We start from the raw sequence: 18,755 nt of genomic DNA on the forward strand, positions 1-18,755 counted from the left end.
GGTGCCGCCCAGTCTGGGCGGCACCGGCCTTCGCCGTTCAAACCTTCCGGGCCATACGGCCCGCCCGGCCTACTTCACGTCGATGACATCCCCGACGGCGTTGATCGGCGCGGTCGTCGACGAGCCCGCGAAGGCGTAGCGGTAGGTACCGTCGACCGACGCCTTGACCGTCGTCTTCAGGGCGCCGGCGGCACCCGCCTTGACCGTCTTGACGGTGGTGAAGGTGGTGGCGCCCTTCTTCTTGAACTGGAGCGTCACCGGGGCGTTGACGTAACCCCCGTACTTGTTGGTGTTCCAGTTGGCGCGGGTCAGGCTGCCCTTGACCGTGATGGTCGCGCCCTTCCTGACCGGCTCCGGGGTGGCGTCGGTGGTCAGCTTCGAGTGAAACTTGATCTGGGTCGTGCCGAGATCGCCCTGAGCCTTGTATTCACCCTCGTCCGTGACGGCGACAGCGCCCACCTTCCAGGTGCGCGCGTCCGTGTTCCGGAGCCTGGCGTCTTCTCCGCTGGTGTGCAGGGCGAAGGAGGACTTACAGCTGGCGGTGGTCGACGAGGTGGCCGTGCAGGTAGCGGGGTCTTCACCGCCGAGGCGGACCTTGTTCACGTCGAGGGGTCCCACATAGAGGAACGGAAGGACCACGAGCTTGTCCGAGCTGATGTCGAGACCCGCGGCGTGCTTGAACGTGTACGTCACCGGCACCGAGGCGGTCCCCGTGGCACGAGCGACGATCGGCTTGCCGTTGTTGACCGTCACCTTGGTGAAGGTGACGTCGGGCGCCGCCGCCGGGGCGGCCTGCGCGGCAGGCACGGCGAAGGCGGAGAGGGCCAGGGCGCCGGTGACGGCGGCCACAGTGGCACGTATACGCATGCGTTTCCCCAAGTGGAGAAAGGGGGCCCGGTGGCGCACGCCCGTACGGAGTCCGTCCGTACCACGCGCAGTCACACCCGGGGCCCAAGTGATCTGGGAGTCTCTTGACTCGCTGGCTCAGATCCGTGACGGATGGGAATGGTTGTACGGAAGTTGCGGAATGTGGCGTGGAACACAGAGATCCATACGGGGGATCCGTGCGGGGATCCCCCGTATGGATCTCTCCCCCTCAGTCGAACCAGCGATCCCGCGCCAGCTCCGTCGTCCTCGACGGGTCCTCGATCAGCGCCGCCACCTCGAACCGCCGAGGCCACTGTCCCGCCGCCCAGGCGAGCCCGGCCGCGACGCCCTCCAGGGTGGCGGCGTGCACCACACCGTCCCGCGTCCTGCGCCAGTCCAGCTCCACGCCGTCGACGACGAGCTCGTCGTGCTCGACGTACGTGGCCGGCGTCGCCGGACCGAGCAGCACCCGTACCGACTGCGGTACGTCGTGCTCCGCCCCCTCCGACGTCACCTCGCCCGTCACCGACTCGCTCAGCCGCCGCACCTGGAACAGCTCGGCCAGTTCGGCGGCCCTCGCCGGGCGTACGGGGAGCAGCGGCACCCCCGCCGTGAACGGCAGCAGGTCGGGTGAGTCGACGACCACCGCGTCAGCCGCGTCCACGACCTCCACGTGGCCGTCGACCACGGCCCGCAGGTCGTCGGGCAGCGTGACCTGTTCCGGGTCGAGGTCGGCCAACGCACCGTAGAGGGCGTGAAGTTGGGAGCCGCTCACCTCCCGCTCGGGGTCGGCGAGGCGGTCCAGCAGTTCGGCGGCGCCGCCCGGCTCGTCGAGGAGGGCGGCCACCGACGTCCGTACGCCCAGCGCCCGCAGCACCTGCTCGTCGTCGAACCCGGTGGCGTCCGCCTCCTCGTACAGGCCGCGCAGCACGGCGTCGCCGCCCGCCGCCAGCAGACCGGCGGGCCTGCGCCCGTCCAGCACCGGATTTCCGCGCAACCACCAGGCGGTGTACGGCCGTACGAGCTCATGCGTGCCGTCGGGCAGCAGTACGCGCACCGGCTGGACGATCGCGTCCCGCAGGGGCGGCTGGGCCAGGAGGGCGAGGGCCTGGGGCCAGTGGTCGTCGTCCACGAGGTCCAGGTCGCGTACGGCGACCAGCTCCGTGGCCACGGGAGGCACGGGCGAGTCGGGGAAACGGTCGAGGATGTCCTCGCTCCACACGTCCACGGCGTCGAGCAGGCCGGGGTCGTCGGGTTCGGCGAAGTCGCTGTCCCGGGGCTCCAGTTCGTCCGGGTCGAGGACGACGTCGGTGGCGCGGACGAGGGCGAAGGTCGCGAGGACGCCGCAGGCGGCGAGCGGTTGCTCGCCCCACCTGTCCGCCAACTCGCTGTCCACTGTCGCCAGTTCGCCTTCGCGGATCACCTGGGCGAACGGGCTGCCGGGCAGGACGAGTTCGCCGGCGGGGGCCAGCTCGCCGTCCTCGTCGGGGAGGGCGAGGGCACCGAGCCAGGGTTCGTCGCCGGGTTCGAGGCCGGCGTCCCGGACGAGGGCGAGGACCGTGTCGGCCAACTCCTCGGCGTCCGGGGTGCCTTCGTCGTCCCAGGACAGGGCGGCGGAGTCCTCGTCGAGGGAGGCGGCGACGGCGGCCCGTACCTGCGGGGTGGTGAGGACGGCGCGCGGGGTCGCCGGGAGGGCGCCGAGCTTCTCCAGGAGCGGGTGGGCGGCGTCCGGGTGGGCGACCTTGAGGCCGAGGCGGGCGAGGGTCTCGGGGGTGGGGCCCTGCACCTCGCCACCGGTCGGCAGCAGCACCTGGCGGGGGCCGATGGTCGTACGCCCGTCGGCGAGCGGCACGGGCAGTCCGGTCAGCCGGTCGGGGTCGACGCCGGCCAGGCTGTCGTACAGCCGGTGCCACCACTCGGGCGCCTTCTCCAGGCCGGCGAGCCGGTCGACGGCCTCGGTCAGGGGGACGCGGGCGACCCCCAACGTCCGTAGCTCCGCCCGGCGTTCGAGCCCGGCGGGCAGCAGCGTGGGCAGCACCTCGGCGAGGACCCGGACGGTCTCGGACCCGGCGCCCTCGACGACCTCCGCGTCCCGGGGGCGCAGGGCGGAGGGCAGTTCCTCGTCGTCTCCCGGGTCGAGCGCGGGCGGGAGGAAGGCGGTGCGCGGCAGCCGTTCGAGGATCGCCTGGCGCAACTGCCCGTCCAGCTCGCTCTTTCCCAGCGGGCCGGGCACGAGCGCGATGATGCCCTCCCCCACCGGGTGCCAGTCGGCGAGGAGTTCGGTGTACGCGTCGGCGGCGCGCTGCACCAGGAAGTCGGTGAGCGGGCCGGGCGCGGCGTGCCGGCGGGCGGTGTCCAGCGGGAGCGAGGCGATGAGCAACGCCGGTACGCCCAGCGGCTCGTCGCTCGGCGTGGGCGCGTGCACGACGGGGCTGGTCCGGGGCGGCACGGGAGTTCCGTCGGCGTCGACGGGCACGGCCCAGGTGACCGACCAGTGCGGACGCAGACGCTCCTCGACCGGCCGCCCGGCCAACAGGGCGGCGTCCAGGGGCCCGTGGGCGGAGACGGTACGCCAACGGCTCGTACCGTCCCGGGAGTCCTCCACGAGGGTCAGGGCGCCGTCGGTGCGGCGGCTGAGGGTGCGTGTCCGCTCCCCCACCTCGATGACGACCTCGTCCAGCCCGGGCAACGTCAGCAGAAGTGCGTCGTCGACGCCGTTCAGCAGGCGCTCCGCGAGATCCTCGGCGGCGGTGTCGCGCAGCGGGAGGATGACGGCCGTGTCGTACGGGGTCGGCGCGGTGCCCTCGGCGGCGAACGGCAGCCGGAGGAGGGGCACATGGCCGTCGCGCCGCCGGATCTCGTCACCGAGTCCGGGGCTGTGCCGGGCGGTCTCGGCGGCCAGCTCGCGGGCCTCGGCGAGCGCCCACCGCACACCCCCGTGGCGCCCGACGACGGCGGGCTCGTCGCTCACCGCGAGCACGGCGGCGAAGCCGACGCCGAACCGTCCGACGGCGACCGTCTCCTTGCCGTCCTTGCTGTCCTGGGCGTCCCGCTTGGCGGAGGCGCGCAAGGTCGACAGGGACTCCACACCGGTGGCGTCCAGCGGGGCGCCGGTGTTGGCCGCGACGAGGACGCCCTCGCGGAGGGTGAGCCGGAACCTGCCCGGCACCCCGGCCCGCGCGGCGGCGTCGGCGGCGTTCTGGGCGAGCTCGACGACGAGCCGGTCCCGGTAGCCACCGAGGACGAGATCCTCCTCGGCGTTGGCATCCTCACGGAACCGGGCGGGACTGGTGGCCCACGCGTCCAGAACACCCCTGCGCAGACGGGCAGTACCGAAAGGATCCGCGCCCTCAGCTGCTGGCCGCACGAACTTGCTCACTGACGTTCACTCTCCTCATCGGCGTGAGCAAGAAGGTACCCCGCGCCGGACAGGGCACCCGCCCACCGGACCCGGTCGGCCCCGGGGCCGCACACACCCCCACGCGTCCCTCACATCCAGACCGACACAAGGTGTACACCGACGCCCCTTACGATGCCCTGCGGATCAGGCCCGATGCGGCGCCGGTCCACGAACCAGGTACGCGGTACCTGTTCCTCAGGGGGGATTTCCATGTTGGTGCTGTCCATACTGCTGCTCATAGCGGCGGTCGTGCTTTTTCTCGTCGGCCGTGGCCGGGAGGCCGGCGGCTGGAAGGCCGGGGCGGCGCTCAGCGCCGTCGCGGCCGTGCTGGCCGGCGTCTTCGCGTGCGTCCATGTCGTGCGCGCCTACGAGGTCGGGGTGCCGGTGACCTTCGGCAGGATCGGGAAACCGCTGACCTCCGGCGTCCAGTTCAAGTCGCCGTTCACCGAGGTCACATCCTTCTCCACCCGTCCCGTGGACCTCGACCTGTACGGCAAGGACGTGGTCGAGGTCCGCTCGGCGCAGGGCGGGGTGCTGTACGCGGACGTCACCATCAAGTGGGCCGTCATCCCGGCCAGGGCGGTCGAGCTGTACCGGCTGGCGGGCAGTGAGGAGGCCGTCCAGGAGCGGCTGGTGGTGCCGGACAGCCGCGAGATCATCCGTAACGTCTTCGCGAAGCACACCAGCGAGGAGGGCTACGCCTCCGCCCGCGAGCAGATCGGCTCGGAGATCGCCGCCGCGATCAAGGAGCGTCTGGCGCCGCGCGGGATCGACGTCACGAACGTCAATCTGCGCAATGTGAAGCCCTCGGACAAGCTGCAGGACCAGATCGACAAGAAGATCCAGCAGGAGCAGGACACCGAGCGGGCCGTCGAGGCGTCGCGTACGGCCAAGGCGGAGGCCGAGCGCAGGCGGATCGAGGCGGAGGGCATCGCCCGCGCCAACGAGATCCTCGCGAAGTCGCTGAGCGACAAGGTGCTGTACAACCAGTGCCTGGAGGCCTACAAGGAGGCCGCCAAGGCCAACCCGGTGTACGCGGTGCCGTGCGGCACGAACGCGAACGGCACCCCGGTCATCGTGGACAGCGGCAAGAACTAGTGCCACGGCGGGCAACGTTTGCCCGACGGGGCGAACGTTGCCCGCCGCGGCACTGGCTCCGCCGGACAGGCGGTTCGTCCGCTGCGGGCCGGTGGGGGCGGGGCCGCGGCCCCGCCCCCACCGCACTCCCTACGAGTGTCCGAGGTCCGCCGTGTCCTCGTCCGCGTCCGTGCCGCCCACCGACACCGATCCGGAGTCCGCCGCGGGCCGCAGCGGGAACGGGTCGACCAACGTCTCGTCGATCACGTGCGGCGGCGGAACCGGCGGCTTCGGCATCACCGCTGCCTCCGAGTGCCCCCCGCAGCCGTACGCCAGGGACACCACACGCCCGTCCGCCGGGGCGAACTCGTTCGTGCACACGCCGAACGCCTGTCCGAGCGATCCGCCGATCGCCACGAGGAACCCGCAGCTCACACATGTCGCCGGCGCGGCCTGCGCCATGGGTGTCGTGGGACCGTACGCGTCCTCCCAGCGGTCGGCGGCGCTGTGCAGGCCGTACCGCGACAGGACGCGCGCCCGGCGCATGCCCAGTTCCTCCGCCACCGCCGCGATCGAGCCGCGGGCCGGTACGACCGTGAAGTCCGACGGTGGTCCCGGTGTGAGGTCCGCGTCCTCGGCCTCGGCCAGATCCGCGGCCAGTGCCACCGAGGCCGCGGCAGACCCCGACACCAGCACGGAGTTCGGCAGGGGCTCGTCCTCGCCCGAGTAACCGGGCTCCAGACGCAGGTCCTCCGCGTCCGTGGGAAGCAGGTCCCCGGGGCCCATGTCACCGGGGCGCAGGCGCTCGCTCCAGGGCACCCATTCCGGGGCCTGGAGTGCGTCGGGGCCGGGGAGGAGGACCACCTCGTCCAGGGTGACCAGCTTGGCCCGGGACGCCCGGGCGACCGTCACCGCCCAGCGCCAGCCCCGGTAGCCGAACTCCTTGCACTCGAAGAAGTGCGTGACGACACGGTCGCCTTCTGACACCAGGCCCGAGTGTTCACCCACCACGCCTGGTGCCGCCGCCTCCTCCGCTGCCGAAAGGGCGAGGTCGACGGCCTCGGCGCACAGGCGGTCGGGGGTGCGGCTTCGCGTTGTCGCTGCGCTCACAGGTATCGCTTCTCTCCTACGCCGTCTCACGAGTGCGCCCGTCCCGACGGGGTGCGAACGGTTGCGAACGGAGCGGACCACTGGACCGCGTCAACGTTCGCGCCCGATCACGCTCGGGCGCACCTACGTCATCCATTCTGCGGGATGGCCGAGAGGCGCGCGGCCGAGAACAACCGCCACTGCGCGCTACGCACGCTACCTTCTCCAGCGCCCGGGGCCCACACCGACGGGACGGTTCTCGACGACCGACATCGAACCGTGGCAACTCCGGCCCTCCTCCCACCTGCCTCTCACCCCACTCTTCCCAGCCCTCAATGGCCGGAAAACACCTCACCCGAACCGTCATGAGACGCGCCCAACCCTCTCCAACACCCTCCTCCCTCACCTCACTCGGCCCCATAAGCGCGGTAACCGCGCTAGGTAGGCCGTTCTCGGGGCACTATTGCGGGGTGGCAACCGACAGGTCGCCCCACGGCGCCACCGAGACCGGTGCGACCGAGGGGCACAACCGGAGCGGCACCGGCACCAAGAGCGGCCGGCGTGGCGTACGGGACCGGGTGAACGGGTCCGTACGTGCGGTCGGCCATGCCCTGCACCTTCCGGTGACCGGTACGGCCCGGGGCATCCGCAAGGCCACCCACGCGCACGGGGCCGGGGAGTCCGGGCTCGGCAAGCTCATCGAACTGCACGCGGTGAACGGCGCCGGCGACGTCATGATCACCATCGCCCTCGCCTCCACCGTGTTCTTCTCCGTCCCCACCGACGAGGCACGCGGGCGCGTGGCCATCTATCTCGGCATCACCATGGCGCCCTTCACCCTCCTCGCCCCCGTGATCGGCCCCCTCCTCGACCGCCTCCCGCACGGCCGCCGCGCCGCGATGGCCGGCTCGATGCTCGCCCGCGCCCTCCTCGCCCTGCTGCTCGCCGGCGCGGTCGCCACCGGCAGCATCGAGCTGTACCCGGCCGCGCTGGGCGTCCTGGTCGCCTCGAAGGCGTACGGCGTGGTCCGCAGCGCCGTCGTACCCCGTCTCCTCCCACCCGGCTTCTCCCTGGTGAAGGCGAATTCGCGGGTCACGCTGAGCGGGCTGCTCGCCACCGGTCTGGCCGCACCCATCGGTGGCGGACTCCAGGCCCTCGGGCCGCGCTGGCCGCTCTACGGCGCCTTCGTGATCTTCATCGCGGGTACGTTCCTGTCCTTCACGCTCCCCCACAAGGTGGACTCCGCCAAGGGCGAGGACATCGCCCTGCTGGCCGCCGACCCGGAGCATCTGCACGGCCCGCACCGCCGAGAGACCTTGCGCCGCCCGGGTCTGCGCACGGTCGGTACGGCCGTCACGCACGCCCTGGGCGCCAATGCCGCCCTGCGCTGTCTGTCCGGCTTCCTGATCTTCTTCCTCGCCTTCCTGCTCCGCGAGCATCCGCTGACCGGGGAGAGCGCCGCGTGGTCCCTGGGCATGGTCGCCGTCGCGGCGGGCGTCGGCAACGCGCTCGGTACGGCGGTCGGGGCGGCCGTGAAGCAGCGCGCGCCGGAGCTGATCGTCGTGACGGTCGTCGCCGTGGTCCTCGGTGCGGCGATCGTCGCCGCGATCTTCTTCGGCGCCGCCCTGGTCGCCTGTCTGGCCGCGGTCGCCGGGTTCTGCCAGGCCCTCGCGAAGCTGTCCCTGGACGCGCTGATCCAGCGGGACGTCCCCGAACACGTCCGCTCCTCCGCGTTCGCCCGCTCGGAGACGCTGCTCCAGATGGCCTGGGTGCTCGGCGGCGCGATCGGTATCGCGCTGCCGCTGATCGGCGAGCTGGGCCTCGGGGTGGCCGCCGCGATCGTCGCCACGGGCTGGCTGACCACCGTCAAGGGCCTGATCGGCTGTGCCCGCCACGGAGGCCGGGCCCACCCCCGGGTCGCCTGACACCACTCGGCCGGGCCGGGTCACCACCGACCGGGGCCCGGCACGCCGTACCCACGTGACAACCGTGTCGCGGGTGCCCGATAGCCTTCGGCCATGACCTCGTTGCGTTCCGCTTCCACTGCGCGCCGTCGCCGCGCTGTTGCCGCCGTCGGCGCCGTTGGTGCCGGACTGCTCGTCCTGTCCGCCTGCGACAAGCCGACGCCGATCTCCACGATCACCGTCGGCACCTCCTCGGTGAGCTCGGAGGCCTCCTGCTTCGCCGACGGTGACGGCAAGGAGCTGAAGACGGCCGAGGTGACCGAGTGCCTCAAGAAGGACACCGCCAAGGACGCGGACCTCAAGAGCATCAAGGTCGACCCGGACGAGAACGTGCGCTTCGGTGTCGACCCGAAGATCGCCGACAAGGGCTGGACGATCCTGCTGAACGGCAACCCGCTGACCGACTCCAGCACCAAGACGTACCGCACGATCCCGGGCAGTGTGTTCTTCAACGCCCAGTACGGCGCCCAGGGCAACTCGACGCTCGTCACCATCAAGGAGGGCGAGACCGACGTCAAGGGTCTGTGGTCGTTCCGCCTGAAGAAGGACTCCTGACCACGTCGGGGGTACGAGTCCTCGTCGCCACCGCGGTCACCGTCGAACGGGACGCGGTGGCACAGGCGTTCGGCGCCGCTGACGCCGGCGCCACCGGCCCGTCGTTCGACGTCATCGCGGCGGGAGTCGGCCCCGCCGCCTCCGCCGCGTCCGTCGCCTCGGCGCTCACCACCGCGGCCCTCCGCGGCACCCCGTACGACCTGGTCGTCTCGGCGGGCATCGCCGGCGGTTTCCAGCCGCAGGCGCCGGTCGGCTCGCTGGTCGTCGCCGACGAGATCACCGTCGCGGACCTGGGCGCCGAGACCCCGGACGGGTTCGTCCCGGTCACCGCGCTCGGCTTCGGCGCCGTCACCCACCGTCCGCCGAAATCACTCGTACGAGATCTCACGGCCGTCACCGGGGCCCGCGCCGGCGCCGTCCTGACCGTCTCCACCGTCACCGGCAGTGCCGAACGCGCCGCCGAACTGCGCACCCGGCACCCCGGTGCGCTGGCCGAGGCGATGGAGGGCTTCGGGGTCGCCGAGGCCGCCGCCGCGCACGGTGTGCCGGTGCTGGAGATCCGGGCCGTGTCCAATCCCGTCGGCCCCCGCGACCGCGCCGCCTGGCGCATCGGCGACGCGCTCACGGCCCTGACGGAGGCCTTCGGGAAGCTCGGCCCCGTACTGGAGAGTTGGAACGCACATGAGCACCCACAAGAGCACCCACATGAGCCCTGAGAAGCCGGGGAAAGTGCGGATCGCGTACTCGCCCTGCCCGAACGACACCTTCGTCTTCGACGCCTGGGCCCATGGCCGGGTGCCGGGCGCGCCCGCGCTCGACGTGACCTTCGCGGACATCGACATCACCAACGGCATGGCCGAGCGCGGCGAGTTCGACGTGCTGAAGGTGTCGTACGCCGTGCTGCCGTACGTCCTCGACGAGTACGCGCTGCTGCCCTGCGGGGGCGCGCTGGGGCGGGGCTGCGGGCCGCTGGTGCTCACGCGGGAGGCGGGGGCCGACCTCACGGGGCGCACGGTCGCGGTGCCGAGCGAGCGGTCGACGGCGTACCTGCTGTTCCGGCTGTGGGCGGCGGACAAGGTCCCCGGCGGGGTCGGGGAGGTCGTCGTGATGCCGTTCCACGAGATCATGCCCGCCGTCCGGGACGGGAAGGTCGACGCAGGGCTGGTCATCCACGAGGCGCGCTTCACGTACGGGAACTACGGGCTGCACAAGCTCGCGGACATGGGCGAGCACTGGGAGGCGACGACCGGGCTGCCGATCCCGCTCGGCGCGATCATCGCCAAGCGGGCGCTGGGAGCCCGGACGCTGGAGCTGCTGGCCCGGGCCGCCCGGACGTCCGTACGCGCCGCCTGGGACGACCCTGCGGCGTCCAGGGCCTATGTCCTGGAACACGCGCAGGAGATGGACCCGAAGGTGGCCGACCAGCACATCGGGCTGTACGTCAACGAGTTCACCGCCGACCTCGGTGAGGACGGCTATGCGGCGGTCCGGGGACTGCTGACCCGCGCGGCGGCCGAGGGGCTGGTACCGCCCCTCGGCCCGAACGCACTCGATTTCCCCTAGGAATCTCCGGACGTCCTACACGCCGTCCTACACGTCCTACACGTCCTACACGTCCTACACGTCCAGCTGGTCGGCGACCGCCCGCAGCAGGCCCGCGATCTTCGCACCCGAGGTCTTCTCGGGGTAACGGCCCCTTTCCAGCAAAGGCGTGATGTTCTCCAGGACGGTCGTCAAGTCCTGGACGATGGAGGCCAGTTCGTCGGGCTTCTTGCGCTGTGCCGCGGCGACCGACGGGGTCGGGTCCAGGATCACGACGGAAAGTGCCTGGTCACCGCGTTGGCCGGCGACAACTCCGAACTCCACGCGCTGGCCCGGCTTGAGGGCGTCGACTCCGGCGGGCAGGACCGAGGAATGGACGAAGACGTCACCGCCGTCATCGCGGGAGAGAAAGCCGAAACCCTTCTCACTGTTGAACCACTTGACCTTGCCGGTGGGCACGTCTGTTCCTCGTCCTCATACTCGTCGGAAAACTGCTTCGGGCTGCTTGAATCTGCTGTGAAGTGCTTCGAAGTGCTTCGAAGCACTTCGAACTGCTGGCGGGAAAACGGGTCTTGATAGCACTGGGGCGGGTCCTGTGACCCGCCGGTACCAAGGCTAATGGTCCGTAGGCCGGTGACAAGACGTCGCCGGGTTGTTCCTCCGGGCAGGGAACTACCCTGGTCGAGTGCGTGACAAAACCCAAACGAATTCCGCCGCGGCCGGAGATCGGCTGATCCGTGTCGGTGCCATCGTGTTCTTCGTCGGCGCGGTGGCCACTTTGGTCACCGTGGCCCCGTTCCTCCTCGGGACGACGCCATTCCCGACGTTCATGTTCGGCTTGAGCATGCTGATGGGCGTCGGCTTCCTCGTCGCGGGCGCCGGGGTGCTCCGGTCGGTGGCCGAGGGCCGCCGTCAGGCGCGGGCGGCCACACCTCGGTAGGAGGCCAGCCAGGAGGGGAAGTGGGTGAGGTCGTCGAGGACGACGTCCGCGCCCGCCGTGCGCAGCTCAGCGGCGTCGCAGGGCCCGGTGGGCACGGCCACCGACAGGGCACCGGCGGCCCGGGCGCCGCGTACGTCTCCGACGTGGTCGCCGACGTACACGCTCGCGCCCTGCTCGCGCAGCGCCACCGCCTTCTGCTCGGCCCACAGGTTTCCGATGACCGCGTCGGGCTCGATGCCGAGGTGTTCCAGGTGCAGTTCGGCGTTCGGTTCGTACTTGGCGGTGACGACGATCGCCCGCCCGCCGGACTCCCGTACGGCCGCGATCGCCTCGCGGGCGCCGGTCATCGCGGGGGTCGCGGTGATGGCGATGGCCGGATACATCGCACGGTAGAGGTCGCTCATGTCCGCGACCCGATCGGCCGGAAACCACTGCACCAGCTCGTCCGCGAGGGGCGGCCCGAGCCGGGTGACGGCCAGATCGGCGTCGATGTACGTGCCCGTCCGCTCGGCGAGCGCCAGATAGCAGGCGTGGATGCCCGGGCGGGAGTCGATGAGGGTCATGTCGAGGTCGAACCCGACGGTGAACGCGCCGGAGGGCGTCGGCGAGGGCATGGATGTCATATGCACCATTGTGCGGGAGCCGACAGGGGCGGGGGCGGGAGCAGTGGCGGGGGCGGTCAGCGCGGGGGCGGCGACGCGGCGGCAGCAGCAGCAAGGGCGGGCACGGGCAACGCGGGCGCGGGCAGCACGGCGACAGCAAAGACGGAGGCGGGCCGGCCAGCGCAGGGGCGCTCCACACGGCGCCAGCAAGGACCGGCACGGACAACGCAGGCGCGGGCAGCACGGCGACAGCAAAGACGGAGGCGGGCCGGCCAGCGCAGGGGCGCTCCACACGGCGCCAGCAAGGACCGGCACGGACAACGCAGGCGCGGGCAGCACGGCGACAGCAAAGACGGAGGCGGGCCGGCCAGCGCAGGGGCGCTCCACACGGCGCCAGCAAGGACCGGCACGGACAACGCAGGCGCGGGCAGCACGGCGACAGCAAAGACGGAGGCGGGCCCGTCAGCGCGGGGCCCGTCAACGCGGGGGCAGCGGGGGCAGCAGGAGTCAGTGCGGCGGCGGTCAACGCAGGCGTTGGGAGCGCCAGACGAGGAACAGGGCGGAGACGATCGCGGCGCCCTTCACCACCCACGGCCAGGTCTGGCTGAGGGCCTCGCTCATGTGTCCCTCGGCGATGGGTTCGCCCCAGCGGCCCTGCGTACGGCCCCACAGCCACCCGGCGCCTGCCGCGACCGCCGCTCCGGGCAGGTACACGACCGCCCACTTCGTCTCGGCCTGGGAGAGCCGGCGCGAGGCGTAGGCGATGGCCCAGCCTATGAGGAGGGCGTACACATTGCCGAGGACCGCTCCCGCGACGAGGAGGCCGGCGGCGAGGAGCAGGAGCGGGTTGCTCCAGCTGCCGGAGGGAAGGGGGAGGCGCAGCCGGGGCCGTCGACGGGGCGCGTCCGCGACCGCGTCTTCGGCGTCCCCCTCGGAAGCGGACTCCTCGGGCTCGGCAACCTCGTCCGCCGGCTTCGGCTGCGGCTTCTGCGGTCTGGGCGGCGGCTTGAGCAGGTCAGGGATCTCCACCCCGCCGACGAACCCGGCCGGGAGGCTGTCCGCGTCCGCGAACGGGCCCCTGCGGCCCGCCAGCCACCAGTCCGGGTCCCCGAGCTCGTCCGTACCCGCGAGATGGGGCGGGGCGGGGTCGCCCACGTCCGCTTCCGTTTCCGTTTCCTTGCCGGTCTCCGCCGGCCGCGGGCGCGGTACGAGTCGCCCGAGCCCCTTGCCCTTGCGCTGCGGCTCCTCACGGTCACGCTGTACGGGCACGGAGGCACGCGGCGCCTCGGGCGCACCGGAACCGGGGCCCGCGCCGGCCACGACCTCGTCCGGGGTGCCGATGCGGTCGAGGATGCGGCGTACGGAGGCGGGGCTGTCGACCGGGGCCTTGGCGCGGCGCCGGTCGATCTCCGCACGCAGCCCCGAGACGAGCCGCATCCGCTCGCCGGACGGCAACTGCCGCTGCTGGGCCAGGTCTCCGACCCTGCTCAGATACTCGTAGACGACCTGGTCGCTCTCGATACCCACGAAGCCAGACGTTACCGGCGCCCCGCACGTCTTGACGCCGGTCGGCACCATCCAGCCCGTCCGGCGTTTGAGGACGAGGCCCCTTCAGGGCCGAAAGCGGGGGTCTGGGGGCGCAGCCCCCAGTGACGTCCACACCAACCGACCCGCACCTACGAGAGACACCTCCCCGCACCCACCCGCTACCGTGGGCGGGATGAGCACCGAGGAGACACCGGCGCCGCGTTCCCTCGCGGAGGCGCTTCGCGCGCGGGACGACGCGTCCCTGGCCGCGCTGCTGCGCACGCGTCCGGACCTCATCACCCCCGTCCCCACCGACCTCACCCAGCTGGCCACCCGGGCCGGCACGCGCGCGTCGGTCGTACGCGCGCTGGAGCGCCTGGACCGGTTCACGCTCCAGACGGCGCAGGCGCTGGCCGTGGCCCCGGACCCGGCGGCGTACGACGATCTGCTGGCCCTCCTCGCGGGCGACGCGGCCGATCCCGCCGTCACGGCGGCCCTCCCCCGCGCCCTCAGCGCGCTGCGCGAGCAGGCGCTGGTGTGGGGCGGGAGGGACCGGCTGCGTCTCGTCCGTACCGCCCGTGAGCTGCTGGCGCCCTCGCCGCAGCATCCGTCCCCGACGGGGCTCGGGCCGACGGTCGCGGAGGCGACGTCGGGGATGTCGCCGGGCCGGGTCCAGGACATCGTGGCGGCGGCGGGGCTCACGTCGACGCACGACGCGGTGAGCGCGGTGGCCTCGCTGACCGCCCTGTTCACCGACCGGAAGCGGATGGCCGCGCTGCTCGACAGCGCCGTCCCGGACTCCGTGGACGTACTGCGGCGCCTCGTCTGGGGCCCGCCGTACGGGCAGATCACCGCCGAGCCGGCCGCACACCTGCGCTGGCTGCTGGACCGAGGTCTGCTCCTGCCCACGGCGCCCGGAACCGTCGTACTGCCGCGCGAGGTGGCCCTGCATCTGCGCGCCGGCCGGGCGCACCGTACGACCGAGCCGCTGCCGCCCGGGATCGAGCCCGCCGCGACCCATCGTCCACAGGTTGTGGACAACGCGGCGGCCGGACAGGCGTACACCGCGCTCGCGACCGTCGAGGAGTTGCTGAAGGACTGGGACGAGGGCGGCCCGGCGGTGCTGCGGGCCGGCGGGCTGAGCGTCCGCGACCTCAAGCGGACGGCCGTCGCCCTGGACGTGTCCGAGCCGGTGGCCGCGTTCTGGGTCGAACTCGCCTACGCGGCAGGCCTGTTGGCGTCCGACGGCGAGGCCGACGAGCGGTACGCGGCGACTCCCGCGTACGACGAGTGGCTGGAGTGGCCCTCGGGCCGGCGCTGGGCGCGGCTCGCGGAGGCTTGGCTGACGGCGACCCGGACGTCCGGAGTGATCGGCGGCCGGGACGCCAAGGACCGTACGCTGTCCGCCCTCGGCCCGGCCCTGGACCGGTCGGCCGCGCCGGAGGTACGGCACCGGGTGCTGGCCCTGCTGGCGGCCCTCCCGGAGGGCACGTCCCCGACCGTCGAGTCCGTGCTGGCCCGCCTGCACTGGGAGCGTCCGACGCGCGGCCCGCAGCAGGACCGGGAGGGCGACGAGGACCTGCGCACCAGGCTCGCGCGCTGGACCCTGGCCGAGGCGGAGTCGCTGGGCGTCACGGGCCGGGGGGCGCTGTCGTCCCAGGGCCGGGCGCTGCTGGGCGCCCCCGCCGCGCCGGTGAAGCCGCCCGAGCCGACCGGCCCCGGCGACAAACTCCCGGTCCACCATCACGCCCACCCTCACCCGCACCCCCACAGCCTCGAACCCCTCTCGGCGTCCGAGCAGGCCGTCGCCTCCGCCACCGCCGCCCGGCTGCTCACCCCGCTGCTGCCCGAGCCGCTCGACCACGTCCTCCTCCAGGCGGACCTGACGGCGGTGGCCCCGGGCCCCCTCAAGCGCCCGCTGGCCGACATGCTCGGCGTGCTCGCGGACGTCGAGTCGAAGGGCGGCGCGACGGTCTACCGCTTCACCCCCGGTTCCGTACGCCGTGCCCTGGACGCGGGCCGCTCCGCCTCCGACCTGCACGACTTTCTGACCGCCCACTCCCGTACGCCGGTCCCGCAGCCCCTCGCCTACCTCATCGACGACGTGGCGCGCAGGCACGGACACCTGCGGATCGGCGCGGCCTCGGCCTACGTGCGCTGCGACGACGACGCGGTGCTCAGCGAGATCCTCGCCGACAAGCGGTCCGCGAACCTGCGCCTGCGGCGCCTGGCGCCCACGGTGCTGGCCGCCCAGGCCGATCCGGCCACGCTCCTCGACGGCCTGCGCGCGATGGGCTTCGCGCCGGCCGCCGAGTCCGCCGAGGGAGACGTCCTGATCACCCGCGCCCACGCCCACCGCACCCCGCCCCGCACAGCCCCGGACCCGGTACCGGACGGCCCGCCGGCCCCCGACACCACGCTCCTCTCGGCTGCGATCCGCGCGATCAGGGCGGGCGACCTGGCCTCGACGACCCCGCGCAGGCCGACGGAGACCCCGGCCCCGAACGGCGACCTCCCGCGCACCAGCCCTCCCGAGACCCTGGCCACCATGCAGGCCGCCGTGATGACCGGCGAGGCGGTGTGGATCGGCTACGTCAACGCCGAGGGCGCCGCCAGCCAGCGCGTCATCGCCCCCATCCGCGTGGAGGGCGGCTTCGTGACGGCGTACGACCACACGGCGGACGAGGTACGGACGTATCCGCTGCACCGGGTCACTGGTGTGGCGGAACTGGCGGACGACCAGCCGTAGGCACGTGCACGTCAGCAGGCGGCGACCCGGGCGTCCGCGGGCAGGCCGAAGTGGACGCGGGCAGCGGTCTCCAGGGCCGTGGAGGACATCGTGCCGTCGGCGTCGGACTCGGCGAAGTGGCTGAAGTGGTCCCGCGTCCACTCCGCGTACCCCGCACCGTCCGGCGGCTCCTCCCGCGACACGACGCGGTAGCCGCCGTCCGCCTCCCGCTCCAGCCGCAGCACCTGCGGATACCGGGCGCCGCCGCACTCCACCAGAGCGCCCCCGCGGACCCCGTACTCCACACACAGGCTGTTGACGCCCGCCCGTACGACGCCGTCGTCGTCCTCGCCGAGGTCCAGCGGCTCCGCCCGGCAGAACCACCGCACCCTGCTCCCGGGCACCGTCTCCGCGTCCCCACCGCCCCGCGAGCCGGCCACGAGCCGGGCCTCGACCGCCGGCCGCACCTCGCCCCAGAGGCGGGCGTCGACGCCCGTCGGCCACAGCGCCCACGCCCCCGTCGCCATCAGAACCGCCACGGCTCCCAGCCCCGCCGCACGCCTGCCCACCGACCGCACCGCGAGCTCCTCACCGGGCCGCGCGCTCGCGCCGCTCCCGCCATACCAGACATCCGTCCCGGCCCCGGGGTTGCCCGTAAGGCCACGCCGACTGTGATCCGCCGGGCTCAGCTGTGATGCGTACCCCGCCATGACCGTCGGCCGGTAGGGCACACTGGACGTTTGGCCGTAGGCCGTACGGAAGGGATGTGCACGTACGTGAATGGTCCACTTATCGTCCAGTCGGACAAAACCCTGCTCCTTGAGGTCGACCACGAGCAGGCCGGCGAGTGTCGTCGGGCCATCGCGCCGTTCGCCGAGCTGGAGCGGGCGCCGGAGCACATCCACACCTACCGGGTGACCCCGCTGGGCCTGTGGAACGCGCGGGCCGCCGGGCACGACGCCGAGCAGGTCGTCGACGCGCTCGTGCAGTACAGCCGCTACCCCGTGCCGCACGCGCTGCTCGTCGACATCGCCGAGACGATGGACCGTTACGGCAGGCTGACCCTCTCCAAGCACCCGGCGCACGGGCTGGTCCTCACGAGCACGGACCGTCCCGTACTCGAGGAGATCCTGCGCTCCAAGCGGATCATCCCGCTCGTCGGCGCCCGGCTCGACCCCGACACCGTGGCCGTGCACCCCTCCGAGCGCGGCCAGATCAAGCAGGTGCTGCTCAAGCTGGGCTGGCCGGCCGAGGACCTCGCCGGGTACGTCGACGGCGAGGCGCACGCGATCGAGCTGGCCGAGGACGGGTGGGCGCTGCGCCCCTACCAGCAGCAGGCCGTGGAGAACTTCTGGCACGGCGGCAGCGGCGTGGTCGTCCTTCCCTGCGGGGCGGGGAAGACGCTGGTCGGGGCCGGTTCGATGGCCCAGGCGAAGGCCACCACCCTCATCCTCGTCACGAACACGGTCTCCGCCCGGCAGTGGAAGCACGAGCTGGTGAAGCGGACGTCGCTGACCGAGGAGGAGATCGGCGAGTACAGCGGGACGCGCAAGGAGATCCGGCCGGTCACCATCGCGACCTACCAGGTGCTCACGACCCGGCGTAAGGGCGTCTATCCGCACCTGGAGCTGTTCGACTCCCGCGACTGGGGCCTCATCATCTACGACGAGGTGCATCTGCTGCCCGCGCCCGTCTTCAAGTTCACCGCCGATCTGCAGGCCAGGCGGCGCCTCGGTCTCACCGCGACCCTCGTACGGGAGGACGGGCGCGAGTCGGACGTCTTCTCGCTCATCGGGCCGAAGCGGTTCGACGCGCCCTGGAAGGAGATCGAGGCGCAGGGCTACATCGCGCCCGCCGACTGTGTCGAGGTGCGGGTCAATCTGACCGAGTCCGAGCGGCTCGCGTACGCCACCGCCGAGACCGAGGAGAAGTACCGCTTCTGCGCGACCACCGCGACCAAGCGCAAGGTCACGGAGGCGATCGTGCGGCGCTTCGCCGGGCAGCAGATCCTCGTCATCGGCCAGTACATCGACCAGCTCGACGAACTGGGCGAGCATCTGAACGCGCCCGTCATCAAGGGCGAGACGCCGAACTCGCAGCGCGAGAAACTCTTCGACGCGTTCCGCCAGGGCGAGATCAGTGTGCTGGTCGTGTCCAAGGTCGCGAACTTCTCGATCGACCTGCCGGAGGCCACCGTGGCCATCCAGGTCTCGGGGACCTTCGGGTCACGGCAGGAGGAGGCTCAGCGGCTGGGACGCGTACTGCGGCCGAAGGCCGACGGGCACAAGGCCCACTTCTACTCGGTGGTCGCCCGGGACACCCTCGACCAGGACTTCGCCGCGCACCGCCAGCGGTTCCTGGCGGAACAGGGATACGCGTACCGGATCATGGACGCGGACGAGCTGCTGGCGGGGGACGCCGGGGGAGTCGAAGGCGCTGAGGGAGCCGAGGGCTGAGCGGTGCG

15 protein-coding genes are annotated in these 18,755 nt (G+C 72.5%); 8 read left to right on the forward strand and 7 right to left on the reverse strand.

Translation table 11 applies throughout. The annotated features are described in order from the left end of the window. Window positions 1-69 precede the first annotated feature (69 nt). Together ACW4TU_RS19915 and ACW4TU_RS19920 are read right to left on the reverse strand one after the other, a co-directional pair. Window positions 70-867, reverse strand: coding sequence for a hypothetical protein (locus ACW4TU_RS19915; RefSeq protein ID WP_457429345.1), 798 nt, complete (start codon window positions 865-867; stop codon window positions 70-72). Between the two features lie 229 nt (window positions 868-1,096). Next, window positions 1,097-4,246 carry a sacsin N-terminal ATP-binding-like domain-containing protein gene (locus ACW4TU_RS19920; RefSeq protein ID WP_457429347.1) on the reverse strand — a complete coding sequence of 1,050 codons (3,150 nt, stop codon included), beginning with the start codon at window positions 4,244-4,246 and terminating at the stop codon, window positions 1,097-1,099. A gap of 231 nt (window positions 4,247-4,477) precedes the next feature. On the opposite strand from ACW4TU_RS19920, the gene ACW4TU_RS19925 reads away from it, so the two are divergent. Continuing rightward, window positions 4,478-5,365 carry a prohibitin family protein gene (locus tag ACW4TU_RS19925; RefSeq protein ID WP_457429349.1) on the forward strand — a complete coding sequence of 296 codons (888 nt, stop codon included), beginning with the start codon at window positions 4,478-4,480 and terminating at the stop codon, window positions 5,363-5,365. Window positions 5,366-5,494: 129 nt separating this feature from the next. Here ACW4TU_RS19925 and ACW4TU_RS19930 read toward each other — a convergent pair whose 3' ends face one another. Next, on the reverse strand, window positions 5,495-6,454 hold the full coding sequence (locus ACW4TU_RS19930; RefSeq protein ID WP_457429351.1) for a DUF3027 domain-containing protein: 960 nt from the start codon (window positions 6,452-6,454) through the stop codon (window positions 5,495-5,497). Between the two features lie 449 nt (window positions 6,455-6,903). Between ACW4TU_RS19930 and ACW4TU_RS19935 the strand changes: the two genes are divergently transcribed. The 4 genes from ACW4TU_RS19935 to ACW4TU_RS19950 all read left to right on the forward strand — a co-directional run bounded on the left by ACW4TU_RS19935 (window position 6,904) and on the right by ACW4TU_RS19950 (window position 10,515). Further along, window positions 6,904-8,358 (forward strand): MFS transporter, encoded by a 1,455-nt coding sequence (locus ACW4TU_RS19935; RefSeq protein ID WP_457429353.1) that lies wholly within the window; start codon window positions 6,904-6,906, stop codon window positions 8,356-8,358. A 93-nt stretch (window positions 8,359-8,451) separates the two neighbouring features. Then, window positions 8,452-8,952 carry a DUF2771 domain-containing protein gene (locus ACW4TU_RS19940; RefSeq protein ID WP_457429354.1) on the forward strand — a complete coding sequence of 167 codons (501 nt, stop codon included), beginning with the start codon at window positions 8,452-8,454 and terminating at the stop codon, window positions 8,950-8,952. Then, entirely contained in the window at window positions 8,922-9,668 is a 747-nt protein-coding gene (locus ACW4TU_RS19945; protein WP_457429356.1) for a futalosine hydrolase, read from the forward strand. Before ACW4TU_RS19940 ends, ACW4TU_RS19945 begins: the two co-directional genes overlap by 31 nt. Continuing rightward, complete coding sequence (locus ACW4TU_RS19950) at window positions 9,634-10,515, forward strand: 1,4-dihydroxy-6-naphtoate synthase (RefSeq protein WP_457429358.1); 882 nt, start codon at window positions 9,634-9,636, stop codon at window positions 10,513-10,515. Before ACW4TU_RS19945 ends, ACW4TU_RS19950 begins: the two co-directional genes overlap by 35 nt. A gap of 54 nt (window positions 10,516-10,569) precedes the next feature. On the opposite strand, the gene ACW4TU_RS19955 is transcribed toward ACW4TU_RS19950, so the two are convergent. Continuing rightward, entirely contained in the window at window positions 10,570-10,953 is a 384-nt protein-coding gene (locus ACW4TU_RS19955) for a cold shock domain-containing protein (protein WP_164317505.1), read from the reverse strand. A 226-nt stretch (window positions 10,954-11,179) separates the two neighbouring features. On the opposite strand from ACW4TU_RS19955, the gene ACW4TU_RS19960 reads away from it, so the two are divergent. Then, a complete protein-coding gene (locus ACW4TU_RS19960; protein WP_457429360.1) occupies window positions 11,180-11,434 on the forward strand; it encodes a hypothetical protein in 255 nt (84 codons plus the stop codon). Here ACW4TU_RS19960 and ACW4TU_RS19965 read toward each other — a convergent pair. Both ACW4TU_RS19965 and ACW4TU_RS19970 read right to left on the reverse strand, forming a co-directional pair. Beyond that, a complete protein-coding gene (locus tag ACW4TU_RS19965; protein ID WP_457429362.1) occupies window positions 11,407-12,057 on the reverse strand; it encodes an HAD family hydrolase in 651 nt (216 codons plus the stop codon). The two genes, ACW4TU_RS19960 and ACW4TU_RS19965, sit on opposite strands and share 28 nt — an antisense overlap. Window positions 12,058-12,558: 501 nt before the next feature. Beyond that, complete coding sequence (locus ACW4TU_RS19970) at window positions 12,559-13,563, reverse strand: hypothetical protein (RefSeq protein WP_457429364.1); 1,005 nt, start codon at window positions 13,561-13,563, stop codon at window positions 12,559-12,561. A 193-nt stretch (window positions 13,564-13,756) separates the two neighbouring features. Here ACW4TU_RS19970 and ACW4TU_RS19975 point away from each other — a divergent pair, with 193 nt between their 5' ends. Then, window positions 13,757-16,312, forward strand: coding sequence for a helicase-associated domain-containing protein (locus tag ACW4TU_RS19975; protein ID WP_457429365.1), 2,556 nt, complete (start codon window positions 13,757-13,759; stop codon window positions 16,310-16,312). Window positions 16,313-16,323: 11 nt separating this feature from the next. Here ACW4TU_RS19975 and ACW4TU_RS19980 read toward each other — a convergent pair whose 3' ends face one another. Then, window positions 16,324-16,869 (reverse strand): hypothetical protein, encoded by a 546-nt coding sequence (locus ACW4TU_RS19980; protein ID WP_457429366.1) that lies wholly within the window; start codon window positions 16,867-16,869, stop codon window positions 16,324-16,326. A gap of 198 nt (window positions 16,870-17,067) precedes the next feature. Between ACW4TU_RS19980 and ACW4TU_RS19985 the strand changes: the two genes are divergently transcribed. Beyond that, entirely contained in the window at window positions 17,068-18,747 is a 1,680-nt protein-coding gene (locus ACW4TU_RS19985) for a DNA repair helicase XPB (protein ID WP_457429368.1), read from the forward strand. The last annotated feature ends 8 nt before the right edge of the window (window positions 18,748-18,755 follow it).

Source organism: Streptomyces kryoterrae (assembly GCF_054072135.1).